Consider the following 19,921-nt stretch of genomic DNA (forward strand, 5'->3'; position numbering starts at 1 on the left):
CTTATCTTCCACCAACAGTAATTGAATCAACCTTTATATGAGGTTGACCAACAGTTACATTGACACTTCCACTAATGGATCCACAGAATCCTGGGGCTAATTCTAAGTCATTTCCGCACATTGATATTTTTGACATTACTTCTTTCGCCTCACCAATCAAAGTTGCGCCCTTAACTGGGTTAGTTAATTTCCCATTTTTAATTAAATATCCCTCTTCTACGGCAAAATTAAATTGTCCTGTAGCACCAACACTTCCACCACCCATTGTTTTACAGTAAAGACCATCGCTAATACTATTTATTAATTCTTCTTTAGAGTATTCACCTTTGGCTATATAAGTATTTCTCATTCTTGAAGCTGCTGCAAATGAATAGTTTTGTCTTCTTCCACTACCTGTTCTTTTGTGGCCAGTTCTTAATTCACCTGCTCTGTCAGATATGAATTTTTTTAAAATTCCATCTTTTATAAGCACTGATTCTTCAGGTTCCATTCCTTCATCATCTATTGATAATGAACCAAAGGATCCTTCTGATATACCTTCATCAATTGCTGTTACAGATTCATGTGCAATTTTTTCATTTAATTTGTTCTCGAAAGGTGTTGTACCTCGTTCTATTTGCGTCGTTTCAAGTAAATGTCCACAAGCTTCATGAAATATAACACCCCCAAATTTATTAGCTAATACAACTGGCATTTGTCCAGCTTCAACATAATCCGCATACAACATGTTCATTGAGCTTTCAAACACATCATTTGCAGCTTTTTCATTATCCCATAATCTAAATTCATCTGGCATCGCTGATGATCCAAATCTTCTACTCCCATTAGATCGGTATTGGGCATCACTAGCAATTACATTAAGACCAACTGTTTGATGTAACCTGATATCTGATGCATAGGTTCCGTCGCTGGAGGCTATTATCACCTCCTGTAAATTTCTAGAGTAACTTCCTTTTCTCACTAAGATTTTGTTGTTTTTTTTAAGGTACTTGTTGCTGAATAATAGTTTTTCACTTATCTCGTGAATAGAGGGGACTTCATCAATCCATGTTTTCTTTGATAAAGTGTAATCTCTATGTTTAGTTAAGCCGTTAAAAACTTCTCTATTTTTTTTGTCGGTTATATCCAGCATCTCAATAGCCTGAGATACTGATCTCATCAATCCATGTTTTGATAAATCATTTGTACTGACAAATCCATCTCTCTTATCTTTGAAGATTCTAATTCCAGCACCTCTACCAAATGATGGACTGACACTTGTAATTGAATCTTCTTCAGCCAGAACACTAGTGTTATCAGTATTTTCTATAAATAATTCTACAAAATCAGCACCTAGTTCCAGTCCATAGAAAATAATTTCTTCTAATAAATCTTTATTGCAGCTACCAAATTCGATTTCATTTGATTTAATTTGTGACGAAAGCATATGAGTTTATAAATTTACTCTATGTATAAAGATTATCTGATTGAGGGTTGGAAATCTTCGCTATTTAGAGGTTTCAATAAGTATAGTCTTAATAACTCGTATCCGTTTGATATGTAGGTGGGTAACTTATTTATATTTTTAACAAATTTTGAACCTTTATTTTGATCAATCTTTGATAGACGTTTATTATTCTCAACTATTCTTTCAAGCCTTTCATAGAAAGAAGAATGATTAACATCTAATACTACTGGAAAAACTCTTGCGGAAGTTTCATTCGTTTTATCAATTACATATTTATCGTACTTTCTTGCATTAAGACCAAGAGCTTCATAAAATTCCTTTCTACCAACATCTCTTATATACATCGTCGCAAAGACAGCTAATAAGAAGAATCTGCACCATAATTTTGCAATAAAACCTTTAACTGTAGAGGGTTGAGCCTTCATTAAAGCGTCAAAAAAATCACCATGACGATTTTCATCTTGACACCAATTTTCAAAGAAATTAAAAATTGGGAAAATCTTACTATCTGGATTTTTTTCTAGATGTCTATAAATTGCTATGTATCTCCAATAACCAATTTTTTCTGAGAGATATGTTGCGTAAAAGATGAATTTTGGCTTAAAGAATGTGTAGTCTTTGTTAGCGGTCAAGAAACCTAAATCAAGTTGAAGTCCAAAATCATTCATTGATTTGTTTAGAAAGCCTGCATGTCTTGCCTCGTCTCTTGCCATATGAGCAAAACATTCTGCTAAAAGAGGGTTTTTATCTCTTATCCTTCTACTTAGCTCTTTGTAAAGTAAAAATCCTGAAAATTCTGAGGTACAACTCTGTTCTAAAAATTCAATAAATACTTTTCTAGTCTCTGGATCTAACTTATCTGCTGCACCCTCAAACTCTTTATTTCTTACAAAATGATGCCTATTGTAGTCTTTTCTAAACTCTTCGCAAATTGCTTCTAATTCTTCCTCATTAATGGATAAATCCATCTTAGCCATTGCATCAAAATCGGTAGTGTAAAATCTTGGGGTTAAGATTGTTTCTTTTGCTGGGTCTTTTCCTTTATTAACTGAATTTTTATCTTTAGATTCAATAGTTGATTGAGACATCTTAATCTGATTTATTAATACTATTATTTACCATTTTGTGTATTTTCGAGGAAAAAGTTAACTTGGTGTCATTCTTTCATTAATTAATTCCTATTAATTTTTGTCCATTTAATCTTTGGAGTATTCTTGAAATTATTAATTTTAGGGTTATTTTTTTTTCGTCAATAAGAAAAGATTCAATAATGCTAGGTTTTTGATTCGGTTTGGATAATGAAATACTTTTTAATGAACTTATGTCTTCTTTTTCGAATGATAGCCAAAAGCTACAAGTATCTTCAATATTACAATTTATTACCCAGCATTTATCTTCAGCAATTGGTCTTTTGGTATTTTTGAGATTAATATTATTTATTTTTAATCCTCTTTGATTAATTTCTTCTGCTAGTTCAGGAATTAAATGAAGATTGATAAATTCTTGGAATGGTTTTTTTTCTATAGGGAGTTCTTTTTTTTGCTTAGGAATAGTTTTAGCTGGAGGATTATTAGTATTTTTTACGTCAACTTCAGGTTCAGATGTTTTCTTTGAGTTAGGGCTTTCTTTATTGATTTTGATTTCTTTTTCTTGCTCAATTATTTTTTCTGATTTAGGTACTGTTATCTCATTCGAATTAGATTTATTAGTATTGTCAGATATCCCTTTATTAACTTCAATTTTTGGATCTAAATTTTCTTCCATAAAAGTAATCTACATTATGCCCATTATAAATAAAAATAATCGTTTTTATAATTTAAATTTTCTAGTTATTTACCAATCATTAACATCATTATCCCAGTCATCTTTGTTATTGTTATTAATTGAATAATTTTGATCATTGTTAAAATTATTTTCTTCAGAATTTTTGATTACTCTGTAATTAACAGATATTGTTGGTTGGGTATCTCTGATATCTCTTTGTGGCGGCATCTCAACATTCGATTTCATCTCTTCTTCATTATTTAGAGGTTCAATAATATCTTCAATATTTTCGAGTGTATTTTTTTTATTAATATCAATTGTTGTATTTAATAAAGTGCTTATAAATAAACCAGAGAAAAAAGAAATACTTATTAATTTACCTATACTTACTTCTTGAATAGTCCACTTTAAGTATCTAAAAGATGTCCTCTGATTATTATTTGTATATATTAATAATTGGAAAATTATTATTAAAAAAATAGATAATAATAAATATTTTTTCTTAAAAATCATTCTAAAAAGTTTTTTTCATTTATTTTTGATTAATAATATTTACATAATATATTTATTGATAATTTATTTATGTTAATTCTAAATCAATTTGATATTTAAGAATATCTACTTTAATAATTTTTATTTCTATCTCATCTCCAACTTTATATGATTTCTTGGATTTTCTTCCAATCAATAAATTTTGTCTTGATCTATATTCATACCAATCATTATTTAGAGTACTTACATGAACAAGACCTTCTACATTTAAATCTGATATCTCCACAAAAAAACCATAACTTTGCACTGCCATAATAAAACCACTGTAAGTATTACTTATTAATTTTTCTGCTTTTCTTACTTTTTTTAAACTTATCATATTAGTTTTATATTGGTTAACTTTGTTTTTATATTCATTAAGTTTATCTATTACAAATTTATTAAATAATGTATCTATATTCTTTGAGGTTGATGCACTGAATATATCCCAATTTACTAACTTCCATGAATTACTCTCCATTATATTTATTTCGTTAATATTATTTCTCTTCGATTTCTTCCCATTTATTATCATATTAAAAATACAATACTGATTTATAAGGTTCATGAAGTCATATCCTGGAGTGGTCCAAGGAGAAATAAATTGTTTTTCTGATTCTTCATGATCTGATTCTTTAGAAATCAGGCTAACTTCATTTTCTTTGAATTCATTAATTAAAAGTTTATGTAAGATTCTTTTTTTATTATCATCGTCGCATAACTTTATTAATTGACTAAATGATAAATTGCCGTCTTCATTAAGCTGTACATCATTGCCTATAAAATCTGAATATTTTATTATTTCATTCGCATTTATGTAATCTAATCCCTTTAATATGTATCCTGCACTATTTAATCCATATTTATTTGCATGTTTGAACCATATTAAATTCCCTTCATGTAGTATTGGAGAAAGGTATGTTTGACAGTCTTCTTTTGTAAGTGGTTCAAAATATACTTTTGAATTTTCAGCTGGGTTATGAATAAAAAACTCATCTAAAGATTCAATTTTATTAAGAGGAGTAGGGATTTCAACTTTACCGTTTAAGAGATGTCTCTGCCTAAATGATTTTGAAATTTCTAATATTTTATCTAAATCTTTAATATATGGCTTTATAGGTTTTAATATCCGTGATGTGATTCTAGTTTTACTTTTTCTTGATAGGAGAGCATCAGTATGCTCACTCCCAACAATAAGAGAACATTTTACTAAGGTAAGATGAAATGACCATTCAGTTATTTCATTATCACAATTTAAATATAAACAAAGACTTATTGCTTTATTCTTTTCCCCTAGTCTAAATTCAGAAACATGTCTTATTTTTTCACAAAGGTAGTTTTGCCAATTATTCAATAAGGGTAATGATTCAAAGCTATTAAAGAATATTTCTAATGATTTTTTACTATTAAGATCTATAATTTCTGCAAGATTATTTGTATGTATCCATAATTTAGTACTAATATCATCCTTCCCCTGATCTATTTGAATCATAGGGAGAATTGGTGAATTATCAGAATTCCAACTTTTGAACAAATAAGAGTTTTTATTTGATAAGTCTATTCTTTTCCTGTTTTCTATCTTCTTAGTTTCAATAACATTATTGTTATTTAACTTAAGAATATTACTTTTAGATAAAACAAAATCAGTATCTAATTCCTCATTATTATTTAGTGGAAGTTCTTTTATAACGTGGCCTATGCCTTCTTCTTGGCCTATTGGAAATCTATCAATCTCAACTTTAACTATATTTTTATTTTCCTGTTTAAATGTATATTTTTTATCCTCTTTAGGAAGTTTAATTTTGGAGAGAATCCTATCATCAATCGGAATGGCATATACATCATCGTTAATCGTTTCAACTTTAGAAAGAAGTATCTGATTTGACCTCTCAAGAATACAATCAACTATTCCCTCTGGTGATCTTCTTCTGTATCCCTCCTTTATTATCCTTACTAAAACTTTATCTCCATTCCATGCATAATTTAGTAGATTTTCTTTAATATATATATCTTCTTTATTATTTTCTCTCACGGCAAAGCAATAACCTTTGCTGCTACATCTTATCTTGGCGACAATGTGATCACTATCTTTTATGTAATTATATTCATTGTTTTCATTTTTATTTATTATTTCAAGTTTTTCTAGAGCTTTTAGAGCAATGTCTAATTTATCTTTATCAGATTTCTTTGTTATTTTTAATGATCTGCATAATTTCTTATATTCTAAACCTTCTGATTGATTCAAATTATCAATTATTAAAGATGTTGTAAACATGGAATTAATGAATATTTATTAATAAATTTGGTTTTCTATATTCTATTATTACACCTTATTATCCAAGCTTAAAACTAATTATTTTCTTTCTCTTCTTTTTCTTCCTTGCTTATAGCGAATGAATTTATAAATAACCTGATACCAATAAAAAAAAATGTTATTGAGGCTATTAATTTAAGGACTACTTCTGGTAAAAAACTTGAAATAGACCCTCCTGTTAATGCTCCTAGTAAACTTGCAAAGACAAGTGCAGATGAAGAACCTATAAAAACTGCCAATGGCTTATTTGAAGTTCCGCTAATTGTTAAAGTAGCTAGTTGAGTTTTGTCACCTAATTCAGCTATAAAAACGGTAATAAATGTTGACAGTAATAAACTTAAAATCATTTATATATAATTTTTGAAGGTATCAAAAGCCAAATATAAACTTACAATTATCATCAAGACACCTGTAAATAGTGCAAATTTACTTGCAGATATTTTTTTCGATATCCATTTCCCAATTAGTACTCCAACAACACTAGAGCTTATTAAAGCAATTGAACTGCCAAGAAAAACAATTATAGGCTTACCCGATTCGGCAGAGAGCATTAATGTGGCTATTTGGGTTTTATCTCCAAGTTCAGCAATAAAAATTGTTGTAAATGTTGTTATTAATATAGATAAAAAACTCTTCTCTATGTTGTTTTCTTTTTTTTCTATATTACTGTTCATTTTTGTGAAACTGCCATTTTAAATCTTTTCATTTCTTTACTTTTGTATCCATAATTTGATGAAATATGTTGTTTGCAGCAATCTATAAGAAATTTATCTCCAGACTTCAAATATCCTTTAAAGGCCATTGAAAATTTGTCTACCCGGCAAAAATGTGGTCTCGTCTCGTAAATTAAGCATTTTTTATTTTCTCTGTCCAAATTCTTACACCATCCCTCTTTATCGGTCATTGAATTTATTAAAGCAATATCTTTTTTATTAAGTTTGTCCGCCAGACCACTTCTTTCATTCAAGTTGAATTTACAACAAGCTCCACAATTTTCTATACATGTCCATGATTTCATAATTTAATTCAATCTTGTTACGTATCAGTACAGTTCTATCATTTATTTGTAAAAATAGTATCACAAAATATATTCATTAATCATGGCAACACTTATTCCTTTAGCCGTAGTTGCATTGGCAGGACCAGCAATAATTGCACTTGTATTTTATCGTAGATAACGAAAAAATTCCCTGGTGACTTATCTAGAAGGTGTTTATTGGGATTTAGATGGTACTATCGCAAATACTGAATTAGAGGCTCATTTACCTGCTTTTAATAATGCTTTCAATGATCTTGGTATCAATTGGAATTGGGATACTAATAAATATATAGAACTTTTGAAGATAAATGGGGGCAAAAATAGGATTGCTTATTACGCTAAATCGAATAATGATGATTTCTCAGCAAATTTAATTCTCAAAATTCATGAAACAAAGCAGTTTCATTATTTAGAAATTATAAAAAGAAATTGCGTTAGTTTAAAAACTGGTGTTTTTAGATTAATCAATGAATTACATAGAAAAAAAGTAAGACAATTTATTGTTACTTCAAGTTCAAGAAATCAAGTCAATCTTCTTGTTGAATATCTTTTAAATGGTTTCAACCCTTTTGAGTTCATTATTTCAAGTGAAGACGTTGAATTAAAGAAACCAAATCCATTACCATATTTAAAGGCAATCCAATTAAGTGGTATTAACAAAAACAACTCAATTGTTTTTGAAGACTCCAATCCAGGATTAAAATCTTCCTTGGCAGCTAACTTGCCTACAATTTTTGTCCCTTCAAATATCCCAATTGTTCTTGAAGAAAATATTAAATTAGATTGTATTTTAGACAGTCTTGGTGATGAGAATAATGTGGCAAATGTAATTAAAGGCCCTAAACTAAAAAAAACATATGTTGACTATAGCTTTCTAAGTGATTATTTAGTGTCTTTTAGTAATGCAAAAAACTAATTTTTCAAGAATTACCTACCAGTTAATTAATTTATTTTTTGGTTTTCTAAGTGATACTTGGAGGACAAAATCTATTGGTCTAATTTCTGTTTTGACAGGTTATTTTTTGTTCGCAAATTTTCTTACCAAATTTATATCTGAAGGTAAAAATGAGTTGATAATGGTTCCAATAATTATTGTTTTTATTGAAATCATTATAAGAATTAAACCTGCCGCAAGTTCAAAATTTTATTATCTATGGACCGTAATTGATAAATTAAGAATTGGTGCAATTTATGCCGTTATACTTGAGGCATTTAAACTAGGATCTTAAAAGCTATTCTTCTTCTTCTTCTTCAATAGGATAAACAAATCCTTGAGCTTTTCCAGTTAAAACTGATTTACCTAAAGATATAGCTTTTTGAGCGGCTATTGCTGCTTTCCCTTTCCAGACAGCGTGCCTTTGGTTCCTTTTGCTCTTTGATTTTTTCTTCTTTGGTACAGCCATTCTGTTTCTTTATTTCCATATAATAATATAACCTTTAACTGGTTATCTCCAAAACTATTGAGTATATTTTGTATATATACTTCAATTTTTTAAATAAGCATATATGCTTTATTAATCACTTATAAAGATTAGTGTTTAGATCAAAATTCTCATATTCAGATTCTGAATCAAGTTATTCCGATCTTCTAGAAGATATAGAGACGGGGAAAATAGAATCAATATTTTTCTACCCTAGGCAGAGAGAAATTGATGTTCTGTATAAAAATGGTGATAAATTTAAAATACCTATTCTTTACAACGATCAATTAATCCTTGAAAAGGCTACTGAAAATAAGGTAGATCTCACTATTAACAATAGTAGAAAAGAAGCCTCAGCTGCTAATTCATTTGCTTCAATAAGTCTTTTACTGATTTTAATATTAGCTGTAGTCTTAATCTTGAGGAGCACATCAAAATTGGCTTCCAGAGCCTTTGGTTTTACCAAAAATCAAGCTAAATTTGTAACTATTGATGATGTAGAAACGAGATTCGATGATGTAGCTGGTGTACCTGAAGCCGCTGAGGAATTAAAAGAGGTAATAACATTTTTGAAGGAACCAAAGAAATTAGAAAATCTTGGCGCAAAAGTTCCTAAGGGAGTTCTTCTAATTGGCCCACCAGGAACAGGTAAAACATTATTGGCTAAAGCAATTGCTGGTGAATCAGGAGTGCCTTTTATCTCAATATCGGCTTCAGAGTTTGTAGAACTTTTTGTTGGTGTTGGAGCAAGTCGAGTTCGGGATCTATTCTCTAAGGCTAAAGAAAAATCTCCTTGTATAATTTTCATTGATGAAATTGATTCTATTGGTAGGCAAAGAGGTTCTGGGATCGGAGGTGGAAATGATGAAAGAGAACAAACCCTTAATCAGCTTCTAACTGAATTAGATGGTTTTGCTGATAATTCAGGGGTTATTGTTTTAGCCGCAACAAATAGACCAGATATTTTGGATGCAGCATTATTAAGACCAGGTAGATTTGATAGAAAAATTGAAGTAATGCTTCCAGATTTAGATGGAAGAAAAGAAATTCTTTCAGTTCACTCACTTTCCAAACCTATTTCAAGCGAAGTTGACTTAGGATATTGGGCTTCAAGAACAGTTGGATTTTCGGGAGCAGATCTTGCAAATTTGATGAATGAGAGCGCTATTCACTGTGCAAGAGATGAATCTAAATTAATCAGTGACCTTCATGTAGAAAATGCTCTCGATAAAATTACCATTGGCCTGAGAAGTTCATTAATAACTTCTCCAAATATGAAAAAAATTATTGCTTATAACGAAGTAGGCAGAGCGATTGTATCTGCTGTGAGAAATGGAATTGAATCAGTTGATAAAATAACTATTTTACCTAGATCTGGATCTACAGGAGGATATACAAAAATATGTCCCGACGAAGATGTAATTTCTAGTGGCTTGATTTCAAAAAAATTATTATTTTCAAAAATTGAAATTGCTCTAGCTGGAAGAGCAGCAGAATCGATTGTTTTTGGTGAAAATGAAATTACACAATGCTCTGTAAGCAATATTTCTTATGCTACAAATATAGTAAGAGAAATGGTTACGAAATATGGATTTTCAACTATTGGTCCAATTTCAATGGATTCTGATAATAATGAAATGTTTTTAGGAGATGGATTATTTAGAAGAAAGTCCCGCATCGCAGATAATACTAGTTCTAAAATTGATAATGAAATCATAAAGCTTTCTAAAATTTCATTAAATAATTCAATAAAAATATTGAAAAAAAATAGAGTTTTACTAGATAAATTAGTTGATATCCTTTTAAATTTAGAAACTATAGATAAACAAGTATTTAAATTAACAACTTCTAAATTGTTGAAAGTTTGATTTAATTGTTTTAAATTAAATTAAATAAAAAATAAATTATTTTTCTTGATAATTAAAAACAACTCGACAAGGTTAATAATTACGCTTTCATTCTTGCTTATTTTTCCATTCGTTCAGAAGCAATGGTTTAATTTGTATTTATTCAATATTAATAATGTTTCTTTTTATTCAATTCTTTATTATTTAAGCGGCACTATCTGTCCATTTCTAATATCTTTAAACTCATTTAATAACTATACACACTATAAATTTAATAATAATAAAGACTATAGTAAAAATTTAATTAAAGGTAGAGCTTTATTCTTCTTAGTAGCAATAAATTTGATATTTCTATCGTACTTAGTTTCTTATTATTTTTATATAAATTTTGATCTTATAACTAATTTGTTTCTCAAAGGAATTCAAATATCACAACCTAATATTTTTCAATTGAATCTTTTCATATTTTTAATTTCTATGTTATTAATATTCAAGAAATATAGGATTTTCTTTAAGAAATTAATATTAGTAAATTTTTGTTTGATTTCTTTTTTTATTTGGTTTATGCAAATTAATAATATTAAAATTGATGATCAGTTTCATATACATAGATATTATGGTTTAGAAAACATTAATTTAATTAATGTTTTTATTTTACTAGTTATAGAAATAGCTTATTTTATATGGTCTTTTCTATCTTATAAATCTAATTTAAGTGATTGGATGGTTCAACTACCTCAAAAAGGGGATATGAACCCCATTTTGAATATTTTAATTTTTTATTTATTTTTAATTTTTTACTATTCAGTAATAATGTAAAACTTATCTATTCTATAGCGCAGAGAAATATTCTTTACTACTTTTTGGGTCTTCTAACATTGTTTTCTCACCCGGGGTCCAGTTTGCAGGACAGACCTCATCAGGGTTTGCTGCAACGTATTGATACCCTTGAAGGATTCTTAGTGTTTCATCGACATTTCGCCCTACAGGGGCTTTATTAACTGTAGTATGCATAACTATTCCTTCAGGATTAATGAGAAATAAACCTCTATCAGCCTCTCCATCATCATTAAGAACATTATATGCTTGGCAAATTTCTCTTTTTAAATCAGAAACTAATGGGTAGTTAATATCCCCTATTCCACCCTCATTTCTTGGCGTTTGTATCCAAGCCAAATGACAATGTTTGCTATCAACTGATACACCAAGTATTTCTGTATTGATTGATGAAAAATCTTTATATCTATCACTAAATGCAGTAATCTCGGTTGGACACACAAATGTAAAGTCTAATGGGTAAAAGAATAAAACAACCCACTTACCTCTTAGAGCGGAGAGTGTAATCTCCTTAAACTCTTGATCATATACTGCTGTAGCACTAAAATCTGGTGCTTCTTGTCCAACTCTTAAGCTCATGAAAAAATTTGTCCTTTTTTTAATTATGTATGGTCTATATGACCGTATTAAACATTATAATTTTATTAACAATGAATTAGCAAGTTTTTTTAAAATTCAATGAAATGGCATCATACCTTCACTAGGAAGTTTACAATTTTGAATCATAATAAACTTTTAAAAAACCTCAAAAAGGAATTAACTAAATATCCAATTAATAGGCCTGAAAACAAAAAATCTAATTAAAGAAAGTTCTTTTTTATTTAAGATTCCATCAAATTCAACTACCTATAATAGTTGATATTATTGTTTTCGATAATCTTAAATATGGCTAATTACATTGAAAGGTTAAAGAATAAAATAAAAATAAAAAAGTTAGATTCTGAGCAACCAATTGGAGCTTGGATTTTCGTTCTTTTATTAAATATCATTGGCTTTGCTGGTTATTTTTATTTAAAGATAAATAATATTCAACTAAGTAGTTGATAAGTTATCTTATTTCTTTTTTGATTGAACGACAAAAATTTTTTAATCTTTCATTGCTTGTCAAGTCAGGTAAAGTCCATATTGATTCTGTCTTAGGAATAGGATCATTACTCCATTCCTTAAATTCTTCCATTATTGAGGTGTTATTTGATTTTGATATTTCTTTTTTCCTTTTTTTTAAATATTTTCTAATAACTTTTATGTTTGTTTCTATATATTCCCGCATAATAATTATGAATCTATTATTAATCTATCATCTCATTTATTCTGTTTTTCAGGAGAATTCGATTAGACGTTTTGTACAGCTTGAAAAAGTCCAAATGAATAACCTCCTATTAAGATCCATCCAAGTACACTTGAGATTATTGTAGATCTTCTATTATGTCTCCTAATTGCTGATTCAATCATCTCATTTACTTCATCTCTATTAAGAAAATTTTGTTTAGAGTCATTTTTCATTTTTTTTTTTTTTTACGATAAACGAATTTATAAGAAAGTGAGTTTTAGATTTTTCTAATGACTAAGATTTTTATATTTATGAATTTAAGATATTGTTTATCCCTAGCAAAAAATATTAAAAATTATCATGTGATATTTTAAATTTAAGATAAAATGAAGTTCAGTTATAAAAGCATTTTCATCAAAACCAAGAATGAATATCAATGATAAATCTGTTCTAGACTTGCTTAATAAACTTATAGTGATTAATAGATTAAATAAAGTTCAAATTCTCCAAATGGTTAATTTGGTTGATATATCAAATGATATTAATGATTTAAAAGAAAATTTAAAATGGGAAAGTTCTAATTCTTATCTTTAAGCTACTTTTTCTAAACAAACTAATTTCCGGGGAACCTCAAAATTTGATATTTAAATATATAGATTAAGGCATACTTAAACCAATAAATTTTTAGGTCTAAATATTAACTATTTAAAAATTGAAGTTTTAATATTCAGAAAAATTGTTCTTAAAAAATTTTTGACCATAAGATATTTCCTCTTGATTAATTTGATTAAGTGCTGTCTTCTTATTTTGATTGAAGCTTTTAACTACTACTGCCCCAGTTAGGAGGATGATAATGATGATTAGTAAATCTCCAACAGTTACTCCTCTCTCCTTAAGATTCATAGTCAATATATATTTTCTTTAATATAGCCTGTTTAAATTAATCTTTTTTTTTATTTCATAAAAAAAATATATTAAGTAAATATAAAAAAAATATAAAAAATTTATGATTAGGAGGAGTTAAATCATATAAAAATAATAGTTAAATTTATTCGATGGATATTCCAAAAAAAAATCGTTGTTCTAGTTCTCCATCTTTTTATTCTAAAGAGATGATCATTACAAAAAAATCTCTTAACGAAAATCAACTCAAATATACTTATCAAAAACAGTTAATCTCAGACTTAGATCATAAGCACAAAGAATGGTCAAAATTTGCTGGCAGATAGTTTAAATTATTCCATTTATTATATTTAAAAGTTTATTTCTTTTATTTCTTTTCTCCTCTTCCAAATGTAGTGTTATTTCATCATTAATAATGGGTTTTGCTTCATAAGCTAAATACCAGAGAAAAAAACCAACAGGTAATATTAAAATATGCATAACAAAAAATAGTTGACTTAAATCAAATATAGTGCAACACTTTAAATGTGCAAGTGTGACACTAAATCTTATTATTATGCCCTCTCAGAGAAAAAGAATTGGGTTTTTGCCGAGTGAAGAAGTTCAGGACATTATTGATAAATTATGTAAAGACAATAAATTTAGTCAGTCTAAATTAACAGGTTTATTGGTTGAAGAAGCGTTAAGGTCTAGAGGAGTGTTAAGGAACTCTTTTAATCCCAATAGCAATGATAAAAATAATTTCATCAATAATTCCTTTGAAGAAAAGTACTTATCAAAAAATAATAAAATCCCAAGAAAAAGTGATCTTTATTCATTTAACAAACATGAATTTTCGGATGATATCAAAATGATGCATGAATTTATTGAGTTTAAGTATTTTAAGAAAGTAATGAAGCAAAATAATAATATTTTCGAATAAATGGTGTCACACTTAATTTCCCTAAATTTTTTTTGCTTTACTATTTTATGTTGTAATTAAAAAAATTATATTTATATAACTAATTCAAAAAAAATGCTAAATAAGATTAACAAAAATCAAAAAATCTTTGAAATTTAACGGACTAAGTCCTCGTGGAGATAATGAACTTTAGTCCGCATTAAAAAAATAGCAATAAAAAAAAATTAAACAATAAACATTTATTTTTACTCTCGATCTAAAATTAATAAGTTAAAACCCTCTATAATTAATTTCAGTATCTGAATTTAATGAAGACACACAGGATCAAATTTGTGATCTTCTTGAAAATCTACAGCAATTAGAGAAACTTAAAAATAAAGATATTCGTATTTTGCTTGATAAGATAGTGAGACAGTATGTAGGAAAGGAAGTAAATAAATGAAACGATTATTTTGTTATTGACAGTCTTTTTATAATAAAAAAATGAGAACCTTTATTTATTAATGGAATACAAAGGATTTAACTTGACTCAAGGAATGGCTTTGCTACTTTTGAAGCCATTAAACTTGCCTTCTAATTTCGTTCTAAATCTAATAATTTATATAACTAACCCTAGAAATAATATTGGTTATTAACAGTTTCCTCAACTTTTTTAAGTATTGTCCAACTTTGAGCAATTAACTTTTTATATTCATCTCATGCTCCATCATTTTTATGTCGTTCTCTTCTTGTAATAAGAATTGATTCTTTTGCGAAAATAAAAATAACTTTTCCAGAGGAAATAAAAATGTATATTCAAAAAATTAAGATTACATACTTAATTTATTACAATCTTTAAACCCTTGATTCGTTTCAATTTATAAGCCAAAAATTATCTGACAGACATTATTATTTTTAGGCTTTCTCAATTGGTGCCATTGTTAATCCTTTGTTAACAAGTTGCTCATGATATAGCTCTGCTTGTTCAAGATTACCTCTCCATACTTCTGCAGAACCTGAATTATCTACTTTGATGGTTAGATTCCATGCCTTTTTTTTACTCATTCCTGGAATAATTGTCATAATACAATTTGCCACATGTTGAAACGTATTAAAACTATCATCTAGAACTATTACCCTTGCTTCGGGATACTTTGCTTTTTTTTGATCTAAAAAAGTAATAGTGGCATTTAACATAGTAAATTTTCTGATAGTTTTAGCAGTTTATAAATTACACCTAAGCAAGTTAATAGCATAGTATTTAGTTATGTCTCGAGCGTGACTTGAACACGCGACCTGCGGGCTATGAATCCGCCGCTCTAACCAGCTGAGCTACCGAGACATGAGAATATTGTAAGACATTGTTTGTACTTAATTAGGATTTAAAAAATTAATTTGTTTATGAGCCTCATATATCGCAATACCACATGCTACAGAAAGATTTAAACTCCTAACACCCTTCTGATAATTGTCTCTAGATTGTAGATTTGGCATAAATATTGATATTAAAAAGTCGCTTTCATCAATAATGTAATCTGGCAATCCTAAATCTTCTCTACCAAATAGCAAAACATCATCTTTCTGAAATTTAAAATCATTTAAATAAATCCCATTTTTTTTACTAAAAGAAATTATTCTTTTTGTTAATTTTGACTCCAAAAAATTTTCAAAATTTCCATATTTATTAACAGTAACTAATGGCCAATAGTCTAATCCTGCTCTTTTTAAATATTTATCTTCCAGTTTAAAACCTAAAGGTTCTATAAGATTTAAAGGAATGTTAAAGGCGGCACAAGATCTAGCAATATTCCCAGTATTTTGGGGAATTCTCGGTTCAAAAAGCGCGACTTCCAATTTTATGTAGGAATTTCTAAACTTATTTCATCTATTTTGATTGCTCTGCCGTTTATTGCAAGCCAATTATCTTTTGATAAAGTGGTAATTCTCTTTTGAAGCTCACCGATTCTTTCAATATAAGTATTACCAATTTTATATTCTGAGACCAAACTCCAACCTACTTGCTCTCCAACAATAAATGTTATGCTTTTTCTTTTCTTTAAAAAACTTATTAGTGACTCCATCTTTATTAACCATTCTTTATGTTCTCTTTCAATAGTTTCCATAACAAATCCACCAATTGAGTCAATTAATAATGGACCAACTTCTTTGTTTAATGTATTTAATAGATTTGTTGTCTCAATTAATTTCCAATCTTTTGGCCTTCTTTTTCTATGTGATTTAATTTTGTTTTGCCATTCTTTATCATCAGGGTTGTTTTCTGATAAGGCAACATACGATAATTTCTTGATATTCTTTGCTAGATGTTCAGCAAATGCACTTTTACCACTCTTTGTGCCACCTGTAATAAAAATAATTTTAGATGACTTATCACTAAGACTTGAATTATTAGAATTCATAAAATCTCAGTTATTTAGAGAAGTACCACCATGTTGCTAAAGGGATAATCGTAGCAGCAATTAATAACCCAACAACTATGTAGGTAGCAGTAGAACTTTCAGCATCTTTGGATCTCATTACGTTGAAATTCGGATCAACTACTGGGTTATTAATTGATGAAGGCTGACTTTTTTCATAAGTAATAACATTCTTTTGTTGAGTGACAAGAAAGAATTTATTAATTTTGCCAATACCTTCCGCATATGTGGTTGTAGGCAATAGGATAAATATTAAACCAGAAAAGATAGCAGAATAAAAATATTTATATATGTTTGATTTCATTTTTAAAGGTTTTGATTAATTATATATTAAAAACTATATGTTTGAGTATCATTAAACTTACTAACTAATATAATGATTTCATAAATTAAATAGAATTAACATATTTCATATATGGGATTTAATTGGAAATCTTTAATATTAATCGGTACATTACTTTTTATATTTCAAATAGCAAATTTCTTTTCAATAGAGACAATTACTCCCGAGCTTGAAAGAGCACAAGTAGTAGCTGCATTAGCTTCATTGATTATTATCTTGATAGGTTTCTTATTTAAAGAATTTGAACCTTTGGCTGGTGAGAAAATTGATCTTAAAGGGGAAAATAAATTTCTCTTTGATAAAAATATGCCGGATGAAGTTATTGATGAACTTGCATGGGGTTCTGAAGCTATTTTAACTTCTACTGCAGCTGCCTCAATATTAATTCACAATGATGGAGTTAATATTTTGAGAAGAGGAATTACTTCAAATAATGAGTTTAAACCTGGAGAAACTTGTTTGAGATCAATAAAAGATATGAAATTAATATCATTGGCAAGCACTAAATTTTATCCAGGAAGAGATGAATTTTTTAATTTTTGTCCCGATATTCCATCTATTTTGGTTGTACCAATAAATAGGAAGGGGTTTATATTAATAGGAGGTTGGAGTACAAAATGTTTTACTAAGTCTGATGAAAAATGGATAACAAACTGGTCGAAGAAAATTAATAATATTTTTTCAAAAAATAATATTTAAAAATAAATTATGGACCGTACTCTTTTATCATTTCCTTTAAAACTTATTGATTCTGTTTCTAAATTATAGTAGGCATTTTCTGATTTAATTTCAAATTTATTCTCATTATTATCGTCCTTAATTATATATTTTACTGGATTAAAGAATTCAATTATATTATTCTCACCCAACTTTGCTTTTCCTGAATTTAGTATGATATTTTTATTTTTAAATTTTATATTTCCCTCTAAATGATATTTATTCTCTTCTATGTTCCAAATAAAATTATCTGCATATAAATAATCTTCATCTTCCGTTAGAGTTTTTAATTTTACATTTCCTTTTAATTTTAGAAGTTTATTGTTCTCAGATAATGTAGATTCATCTGAAGTAATAATATATTTAGTTACCTCACCGTTAAAAATATTTATGGTAGGTTTTTTAAATCCAAATTTTAATTCATTATTATCATAAGTAGAGCTTGAACTAGTAATAGAATATATTTTATCTCCTCTCTTAGAGAAAATATTCATATCTAAACTATCTATTTGTTGTGTTACTTTATTTTCTTTAACTATATTAGGTGAACATCCAAGAACAAAAACTGGAAGTAATATTAATAATCTAAATATGTTATTCATACTCAAGTTTATTTATTATTGGATTGGGTTTTGGAAGGCTTGAGTTACTCTTTAATAATCCCCATCTTAATTGCTGTTCCCAAGGAATTTCTTTTTTGTATATAGAACCAAGTTGATCATTTATTTTTGATGATAATTCTGGCAATAATGGCAGTAATAATAATCCTATTATTCTTGAACTTTCTAGTACGTTGTAAATAATTTCTTTAATAATAGGAAAATTATTTTTTTCTTTTATTAAAATCCATGGTTGATTATCATTCAAATACAAATTTGTATTAATCGCAAGACTAAGCACTTCATTTGCTGCAAGATCTAATTTGTATATATCAAATTTATGTAAATAGCTTTCTACTGCAATTTTGGCAAAATTCTCTAATTTATTATCACTTGATTTTTCTTCAATATTTGGCACTTTATTTTCAAACCATTTTCTAGACATAGATGATGTTCTATTTAACAAATTACCAATTGTATTAGCTAAGTCATTGTTGATAATGTCAACAAATCTTTTATCTTGAAAATCTCCATCATTACCCAGTGCTATGTCTTTAATTAGATACCACCTTACAGGATCATTTCCATATTTAGAAAGTAATAGCTCAGGGTCGAGAACATTCCCCAAACTTTTACCCATTTTTTGACCCTCTCTGGTGAGAAAACCATGTCCTAAAACTTTTTTAGGAACTTTCATGCCAGCAGAAATGAGCATAGCAGGCCAATAGACGGAATGAAATCTAAGTATATCTTTTCCGATTAAATGAATATCAGCTGGCCATCCTCCAATAATAGATTTTTCCAATGAAAAATCAGTATCATTAGAACTAATAGCACTTACATATCCAAGCAAAGCATCAAACCATACGTAAAAAGTGTGATTTTCGTTATCAGGGACTGGAATTCCCCATGAGACATTAGTTCTTGAGATTGAAAAATCCTTTAGACCCTTAGAAACAAATTTTATAATTTCATTTCTTCTTTCAATTGGCTCGATGAAGGAAGGGTCATTGATTATTCTTTCAATTTGTTCTTGGTATTTCGAGAGCCTAAAAAATAAATTCTCCTCATTTTTCCATTCTAAATTTTTTTGATGTATTGGACATTTGTATGTTGATGAGTTTTCTGGATTATCTTTAAATTCTTCACAACCTACACAATACCAACCTTTTTGTACACCCATATAGATATCATCAGATGATTTAACTCTTTCATAAAATTCATTAACGACCAATTTATGATTTCTGGAACTTGTCCTTATGAATTTATCAAAGGATATATCCCAATTTTTCCAATTTATTTTAAAAATTTTTGAAATTTCATCGCAATGTGACTTTGGTTCAATACCCTTCTCATTTGCTGTTCTTTGTATTTTTAAACCATGTTCGTCAACTCCTGTGATAAAAATAACTTCTTCACCAACAAGCCTTTTATACCTAGCTATGGCGTCACAAATTATTGTTGTATATACACTTCCTAAATGAGGTCTATCATTTACATAATATAAAGGGGTAGTAATGACAAAACTCATAAATCTTTTTTTTTAATATTAACAGATATTTTTTTAACTAATA

The 19,921-nt window shown here is 28.1% G+C and carries 28 protein-coding genes and 1 tRNA gene; 8 read left to right on the forward strand and 21 right to left on the reverse strand.

What is annotated here, in order from left to right:
- Position 1: 1 nt before the first annotated feature.
- The 8 genes from EU92_RS03045 to EU92_RS0109155 all read right to left on the reverse strand — a co-directional run bounded on the left by EU92_RS03045 (position 2) and on the right by EU92_RS0109155 (position 7,074).
- Complete coding sequence (locus tag EU92_RS03045; RefSeq protein WP_032514418.1) at positions 2–1,426, reverse strand: TldD/PmbA family protein; 1,425 nt, start codon at positions 1,424–1,426, stop codon at positions 2–4.
- Between the two features lie 32 nt (positions 1,427–1,458).
- Positions 1,459–2,535, reverse strand: coding sequence for a magnesium-protoporphyrin IX monomethyl ester (oxidative) cyclase (acsF, locus tag EU92_RS03040; protein WP_032514417.1), 1,077 nt, complete (start codon positions 2,533–2,535; stop codon positions 1,459–1,461).
- A gap of 79 nt (positions 2,536–2,614) precedes the next feature.
- Positions 2,615–3,211, reverse strand: a complete 597-nt coding sequence (locus EU92_RS03035; RefSeq protein WP_032514416.1) for a DUF2996 domain-containing protein — start codon at positions 3,209–3,211, stop codon at positions 2,615–2,617.
- Between the two features lie 69 nt (positions 3,212–3,280).
- Positions 3,281–3,724, reverse strand: coding sequence for a hypothetical protein (locus EU92_RS03030; RefSeq protein WP_032514415.1), 444 nt, complete (start codon positions 3,722–3,724; stop codon positions 3,281–3,283).
- A 67-nt stretch (positions 3,725–3,791) separates the two neighbouring features.
- Positions 3,792–6,017, reverse strand: a complete 2,226-nt coding sequence (locus EU92_RS03025) for a S1 RNA-binding domain-containing protein (protein ID WP_032514414.1) — start codon at positions 6,015–6,017, stop codon at positions 3,792–3,794.
- Positions 6,018–6,091: 74 nt separating this feature from the next.
- Positions 6,092–6,403, reverse strand: coding sequence for a TMEM165/GDT1 family protein (locus tag EU92_RS03020; RefSeq protein WP_032514413.1), 312 nt, complete (start codon positions 6,401–6,403; stop codon positions 6,092–6,094).
- The gene (locus EU92_RS03015) at positions 6,404–6,730 is read right to left on the reverse strand and encodes a TMEM165/GDT1 family protein (protein ID WP_032514412.1); all 327 of its coding nucleotides are present in this window, start codon (positions 6,728–6,730) and stop codon (positions 6,404–6,406) included.
- Positions 6,727–7,074 carry a YkgJ family cysteine cluster protein gene (locus EU92_RS0109155; RefSeq protein WP_032514411.1) on the reverse strand — a complete coding sequence of 116 codons (348 nt, stop codon included), beginning with the start codon at positions 7,072–7,074 and terminating at the stop codon, positions 6,727–6,729. The genes EU92_RS03015 and EU92_RS0109155 overlap by 4 nt, the downstream gene beginning before the upstream one ends.
- A 175-nt stretch (positions 7,075–7,249) precedes the next feature.
- On the opposite strand from EU92_RS0109155, the gene EU92_RS03010 reads away from it, so the two are divergent.
- A complete protein-coding gene (locus tag EU92_RS03010; RefSeq protein WP_032514410.1) occupies positions 7,250–8,011 on the forward strand; it encodes an HAD-IA family hydrolase in 762 nt (253 codons plus the stop codon).
- A complete protein-coding gene (locus EU92_RS03005; protein WP_032514407.1) occupies positions 7,998–8,324 on the forward strand; it encodes a DUF565 domain-containing protein in 327 nt (108 codons plus the stop codon). The genes EU92_RS03010 and EU92_RS03005 overlap by 14 nt, the downstream gene beginning before the upstream one ends.
- Positions 8,325–8,327: 3 nt before the next feature.
- Here EU92_RS03005 and rpmF read toward each other — a convergent pair whose 3' ends face one another.
- Positions 8,328–8,498, reverse strand: a complete 171-nt coding sequence (rpmF, locus tag EU92_RS03000) for a 50S ribosomal protein L32 (protein ID WP_002805281.1) — start codon at positions 8,496–8,498, stop codon at positions 8,328–8,330.
- A gap of 131 nt (positions 8,499–8,629) precedes the next feature.
- On the opposite strand from rpmF, the gene ftsH reads away from it, so the two are divergent.
- Positions 8,630–10,384, forward strand: a complete 1,755-nt coding sequence (gene ftsH / locus EU92_RS02995; protein ID WP_032514406.1) for an ATP-dependent zinc metalloprotease FtsH — start codon at positions 8,630–8,632, stop codon at positions 10,382–10,384.
- An 810-nt stretch (positions 10,385–11,194) separates the two neighbouring features.
- On the opposite strand, the gene EU92_RS0109160 is transcribed toward ftsH, so the two are convergent.
- Positions 11,195–11,779, reverse strand: a complete 585-nt coding sequence (locus tag EU92_RS0109160) for a peroxiredoxin (RefSeq protein ID WP_032523580.1) — start codon at positions 11,777–11,779, stop codon at positions 11,195–11,197.
- Between the two features lie 306 nt (positions 11,780–12,085).
- Here EU92_RS0109160 and EU92_RS09965 point away from each other — a divergent pair, with 306 nt between their 5' ends.
- Entirely contained in the window at positions 12,086–12,244 is a 159-nt protein-coding gene (locus tag EU92_RS09965) for a hypothetical protein (protein WP_193741771.1), read from the forward strand.
- Between the two features lie 4 nt (positions 12,245–12,248).
- Here EU92_RS09965 and EU92_RS02985 read toward each other — a convergent pair whose 3' ends face one another.
- Positions 12,249–12,470 carry a hypothetical protein gene (locus tag EU92_RS02985; protein WP_032514403.1) on the reverse strand — a complete coding sequence of 74 codons (222 nt, stop codon included), beginning with the start codon at positions 12,468–12,470 and terminating at the stop codon, positions 12,249–12,251.
- Positions 12,471–12,532: 62 nt separating this feature from the next.
- Positions 12,533–12,703, reverse strand: a complete 171-nt coding sequence (locus tag EU92_RS09970) for a hypothetical protein (RefSeq protein ID WP_193741770.1) — start codon at positions 12,701–12,703, stop codon at positions 12,533–12,535.
- Between the two features lie 193 nt (positions 12,704–12,896).
- Here EU92_RS09970 and EU92_RS09975 point away from each other — a divergent pair, with 193 nt between their 5' ends.
- A complete protein-coding gene (locus EU92_RS09975; protein WP_193741769.1) occupies positions 12,897–13,064 on the forward strand; it encodes a hypothetical protein in 168 nt (55 codons plus the stop codon).
- A 126-nt stretch (positions 13,065–13,190) separates the two neighbouring features.
- Here EU92_RS09975 and EU92_RS02980 read toward each other — a convergent pair whose 3' ends face one another.
- Positions 13,191–13,373, reverse strand: coding sequence for a hypothetical protein (locus EU92_RS02980; RefSeq protein WP_032514402.1), 183 nt, complete (start codon positions 13,371–13,373; stop codon positions 13,191–13,193).
- A gap of 152 nt (positions 13,374–13,525) precedes the next feature.
- Between EU92_RS02980 and EU92_RS09980 the strand changes: the two genes are divergently transcribed.
- Positions 13,526–13,699 carry a hypothetical protein gene (locus EU92_RS09980; protein WP_193741768.1) on the forward strand — a complete coding sequence of 58 codons (174 nt, stop codon included), beginning with the start codon at positions 13,526–13,528 and terminating at the stop codon, positions 13,697–13,699.
- Position 13,700: 1 nt separating this feature from the next.
- Here the strand turns inward: EU92_RS09980 and EU92_RS09985 are convergent, their stop codons facing one another.
- Positions 13,701–13,853, reverse strand: a complete 153-nt coding sequence (locus EU92_RS09985; protein ID WP_193741767.1) for a hypothetical protein — start codon at positions 13,851–13,853, stop codon at positions 13,701–13,703.
- A gap of 76 nt (positions 13,854–13,929) precedes the next feature.
- Here EU92_RS09985 and EU92_RS02975 point away from each other — a divergent pair, with 76 nt between their 5' ends.
- Positions 13,930–14,295 carry a hypothetical protein gene (locus tag EU92_RS02975; protein WP_032514401.1) on the forward strand — a complete coding sequence of 122 codons (366 nt, stop codon included), beginning with the start codon at positions 13,930–13,932 and terminating at the stop codon, positions 14,293–14,295.
- An 873-nt stretch (positions 14,296–15,168) separates the two neighbouring features.
- Here the strand turns inward: EU92_RS02975 and clpS are convergent.
- The 5 genes from clpS to EU92_RS02950 all read right to left on the reverse strand — a co-directional run bounded on the left by clpS (position 15,169) and on the right by EU92_RS02950 (position 16,992).
- Positions 15,169–15,450, reverse strand: a complete 282-nt coding sequence (gene clpS, locus EU92_RS02970; RefSeq protein ID WP_032514400.1) for an ATP-dependent Clp protease adapter ClpS — start codon at positions 15,448–15,450, stop codon at positions 15,169–15,171.
- A gap of 71 nt (positions 15,451–15,521) precedes the next feature.
- A tRNA-Met gene (locus EU92_RS02965) sits at positions 15,522–15,595 on the reverse strand.
- A 29-nt stretch (positions 15,596–15,624) separates the two neighbouring features.
- Complete coding sequence (locus tag EU92_RS02960; RefSeq protein ID WP_032514399.1) at positions 15,625–16,107, reverse strand: tRNA (cytidine(34)-2'-O)-methyltransferase; 483 nt, start codon at positions 16,105–16,107, stop codon at positions 15,625–15,627.
- 2 nt (positions 16,108–16,109) lie between these two features.
- Complete coding sequence (locus tag EU92_RS02955; protein WP_032514398.1) at positions 16,110–16,670, reverse strand: bifunctional adenosylcobinamide kinase/adenosylcobinamide-phosphate guanylyltransferase; 561 nt, start codon at positions 16,668–16,670, stop codon at positions 16,110–16,112.
- A 10-nt stretch (positions 16,671–16,680) separates the two neighbouring features.
- The gene (locus EU92_RS02950; protein WP_032514397.1) at positions 16,681–16,992 is read right to left on the reverse strand and encodes a hypothetical protein; all 312 of its coding nucleotides are present in this window, start codon (positions 16,990–16,992) and stop codon (positions 16,681–16,683) included.
- Between the two features lie 111 nt (positions 16,993–17,103).
- On the opposite strand from EU92_RS02950, the gene EU92_RS02945 reads away from it, so the two are divergent.
- Positions 17,104–17,730 carry a cofactor assembly of complex C subunit B gene (locus EU92_RS02945; protein ID WP_032514396.1) on the forward strand — a complete coding sequence of 209 codons (627 nt, stop codon included), beginning with the start codon at positions 17,104–17,106 and terminating at the stop codon, positions 17,728–17,730.
- On the opposite strand, the gene lptC is transcribed toward EU92_RS02945, so the two are convergent.
- Positions 17,727–18,350, reverse strand: a complete 624-nt coding sequence (lptC, locus tag EU92_RS02940; protein WP_052045066.1) for an LPS export ABC transporter periplasmic protein LptC — start codon at positions 18,348–18,350, stop codon at positions 17,727–17,729. The genes EU92_RS02945 and lptC overlap by 4 nt on opposite strands.
- Entirely contained in the window at positions 18,343–19,878 is a 1,536-nt protein-coding gene (gene metG, locus EU92_RS02935) for a methionine--tRNA ligase (protein ID WP_032514395.1), read from the reverse strand. The genes lptC and metG overlap by 8 nt, the downstream gene beginning before the upstream one ends.
- Positions 19,879–19,921 lie beyond the last annotated feature (43 nt).

The organism is Prochlorococcus marinus str. MIT 9107, from assembly GCF_000759855.1.
Classification (GTDB): domain Bacteria; phylum Cyanobacteriota; class Cyanobacteriia; order PCC-6307; family Cyanobiaceae; genus Prochlorococcus_A; species Prochlorococcus_A marinus_N.

What these genes read in the sequence shown, in the direction of transcription:
- EU92_RS02945 (WP_032514396.1), top strand. Translation starts at nt 17,104, where the DNA reads ATGGGATTTAATTGGAAATCTTTAATATTAATCGGTACATTACTTTTT.
- lptC (WP_052045066.1), bottom strand. Translation starts at nt 18,350, where the DNA reads ATGAATAACATATTTAGATTATTAATATTACTTCCAGTTTTTGTTCTT.
- EU92_RS02955 (WP_032514398.1), bottom strand. Translation starts at nt 16,670, where the DNA reads ATGAATTCTAATAATTCAAGTCTTAGTGATAAGTCATCTAAAATTATT.
- EU92_RS02980 (WP_032514402.1), bottom strand. Translation starts at nt 13,373, where the DNA reads ATGAATCTTAAGGAGAGAGGAGTAACTGTTGGAGATTTACTAATCATC.
- EU92_RS03035 (WP_032514416.1), bottom strand. Translation starts at nt 3,211, where the DNA reads ATGGAAGAAAATTTAGATCCAAAAATTGAAGTTAATAAAGGGATATCT.
- EU92_RS0109155 (WP_032514411.1), bottom strand. Translation starts at nt 7,074, where the DNA reads ATGAAATCATGGACATGTATAGAAAATTGTGGAGCTTGTTGTAAATTC.
- EU92_RS03025 (WP_032514414.1), bottom strand. Translation starts at nt 6,017, where the DNA reads ATGTTTACAACATCTTTAATAATTGATAATTTGAATCAATCAGAAGGT.
- acsF (WP_032514417.1), bottom strand. Translation starts at nt 2,535, where the DNA reads ATGTCTCAATCAACTATTGAATCTAAAGATAAAAATTCAGTTAATAAA.
- EU92_RS09965 (WP_193741771.1), top strand. Translation starts at nt 12,086, where the DNA reads ATGGCTAATTACATTGAAAGGTTAAAGAATAAAATAAAAATAAAAAAG.
- EU92_RS09980 (WP_193741768.1), top strand. Translation starts at nt 13,526, where the DNA reads ATGGATATTCCAAAAAAAAATCGTTGTTCTAGTTCTCCATCTTTTTAT.
- clpS (WP_032514400.1), bottom strand. Translation starts at nt 15,450, where the DNA reads ATGTTAAATGCCACTATTACTTTTTTAGATCAAAAAAAAGCAAAGTAT.
- EU92_RS03045 (WP_032514418.1), bottom strand. Translation starts at nt 1,426, where the DNA reads ATGCTTTCGTCACAAATTAAATCAAATGAAATCGAATTTGGTAGCTGC.
- EU92_RS03005 (WP_032514407.1), top strand. Translation starts at nt 7,998, where the DNA reads ATGCAAAAAACTAATTTTTCAAGAATTACCTACCAGTTAATTAATTTA.
- EU92_RS02985 (WP_032514403.1), bottom strand. Translation starts at nt 12,470, where the DNA reads ATGCGGGAATATATAGAAACAAACATAAAAGTTATTAGAAAATATTTA.
- EU92_RS09970 (WP_193741770.1), bottom strand. Translation starts at nt 12,703, where the DNA reads ATGAAAAATGACTCTAAACAAAATTTTCTTAATAGAGATGAAGTAAAT.
- EU92_RS09985 (WP_193741767.1), bottom strand. Translation starts at nt 13,853, where the DNA reads ATGCATATTTTAATATTACCTGTTGGTTTTTTTCTCTGGTATTTAGCT.
- EU92_RS0109160 (WP_032523580.1), bottom strand. Translation starts at nt 11,779, where the DNA reads ATGAGCTTAAGAGTTGGACAAGAAGCACCAGATTTTAGTGCTACAGCA.
- EU92_RS09975 (WP_193741769.1), top strand. Translation starts at nt 12,897, where the DNA reads ATGAATATCAATGATAAATCTGTTCTAGACTTGCTTAATAAACTTATA.
- metG (WP_032514395.1), bottom strand. Translation starts at nt 19,878, where the DNA reads ATGAGTTTTGTCATTACTACCCCTTTATATTATGTAAATGATAGACCT.
- rpmF (WP_002805281.1), bottom strand. Translation starts at nt 8,498, where the DNA reads ATGGCTGTACCAAAGAAGAAAAAATCAAAGAGCAAAAGGAACCAAAGG.
- EU92_RS03020 (WP_032514413.1), bottom strand. Translation starts at nt 6,403, where the DNA reads ATGATTTTAAGTTTATTACTGTCAACATTTATTACCGTTTTTATAGCT.
- EU92_RS02975 (WP_032514401.1), top strand. Translation starts at nt 13,930, where the DNA reads ATGCCCTCTCAGAGAAAAAGAATTGGGTTTTTGCCGAGTGAAGAAGTT.
- EU92_RS03030 (WP_032514415.1), bottom strand. Translation starts at nt 3,724, where the DNA reads ATGATTTTTAAGAAAAAATATTTATTATTATCTATTTTTTTAATAATA.
- EU92_RS03015 (WP_032514412.1), bottom strand. Translation starts at nt 6,730, where the DNA reads ATGAACAGTAATATAGAAAAAAAAGAAAACAACATAGAGAAGAGTTTT.
- EU92_RS02950 (WP_032514397.1), bottom strand. Translation starts at nt 16,992, where the DNA reads ATGAAATCAAACATATATAAATATTTTTATTCTGCTATCTTTTCTGGT.